Source organism: Bartonella vinsonii subsp. berkhoffii ATCC 51672 (genome assembly GCF_902825225.1).
GTDB classification, from domain to species: Bacteria; Pseudomonadota; Alphaproteobacteria; order Rhizobiales; family Rhizobiaceae; genus Bartonella; species Bartonella berkhoffii.
Genome location: NZ_CADEAK010000083.1, coordinates 1 through 760, shown reverse-complemented (window position 1 = coordinate 760; position 760 = coordinate 1). Strand labels below are relative to the sequence as shown.

Genomic DNA, 760 nt, shown 5'->3' with positions numbered 1-760 from the left:
CTCTCCCTTTCCTTTTTTCCTCTCTTATCCCATATCTCTTTTCTTTTAAAATGAAACATTCAAAACACATCAAGTGTTGTTTCTATAAATTTTCATTTCCCATCCTTAATATTCATCCTCTTTCCCCCCCTCTTCTTCCCTTCTTCCTTTCTTCTCCCCCTCCCCCCCTCCCTCTCTTTTTCCTTCCTTCTTCTTTTTCCTCCCCCCCTTTTCTCTTCCCCTCTTTCTTTTTCTCTCCCCTTTTTTTATTTTTTTTCACAGATAACCTCAGGCACCTGTTTAACGTTTTCCCAAATTTCCTCTTAGTTTGACCGTGTCTCTCCACCCAAAATCACTACAAATAACAGTAACTCTACTGATATACCAAAGGCTTCTAATTTTTGCCAATCATCATCATCACCCAGCATCCACACGAAGATAATGACCATCATTACAATTAGAAAGCCTGCTGATATATTACAGAATGTATCAATCTTATTATTATGTTGTAATGATTTTATCGCCTGATCTGTAATAGTATAGTTATAAACTGGCTTAGATTTACAGATTGCACTAAAGGTATGGAGCGGCGGCTTATCAGACATTTAAATACCCTCTATTAAAAAGGAACACTATCATTCATAACGGTATGGGGCGTATCAAGAGGTCTGTAAATGCTTCTGTCATAAGGAGATGACGGCTCTTGATTATCATCATTTTTGCCATCTAAAAGCTTTAACTCGCCTTTGTACTGAGGCAATATGACTTCTGTTACATACCG

General features: G+C 37.8%; 2 protein-coding genes and 1 pseudogene. All 3 read right to left on the bottom strand.

Annotated features, from left to right (window positions below; all coding sequences use genetic code 11):
* Positions 1–112 precede the first annotated feature (112 nt).
* Positions 113–259, bottom strand: a complete 147-nt coding sequence (locus tag J7R10_RS08350; RefSeq protein ID WP_208436451.1) for a hypothetical protein — start codon at positions 257–259, stop codon at positions 113–115.
* Positions 260–302: 43 nt separating this feature from the next.
* Entirely contained in the window at positions 303–584 is a 282-nt protein-coding gene (locus J7R10_RS08345) for a hypothetical protein (RefSeq protein WP_208436450.1), read from the bottom strand.
* Between the two features lie 14 nt (positions 585–598).
* A pseudogene (locus J7R10_RS10065) lies at positions 599–760 on the bottom strand (single-stranded DNA-binding protein); the annotation flags it as partial.

Bases quoted from the DNA above. Each gene is read 5' to 3' on its own strand.
- J7R10_RS08345 (WP_208436450.1), bottom strand. From the start codon at position 584: ATGTCTGATAAGCCGCCGCTCCATACCTTTAGTGCAATCTGTAAATCT.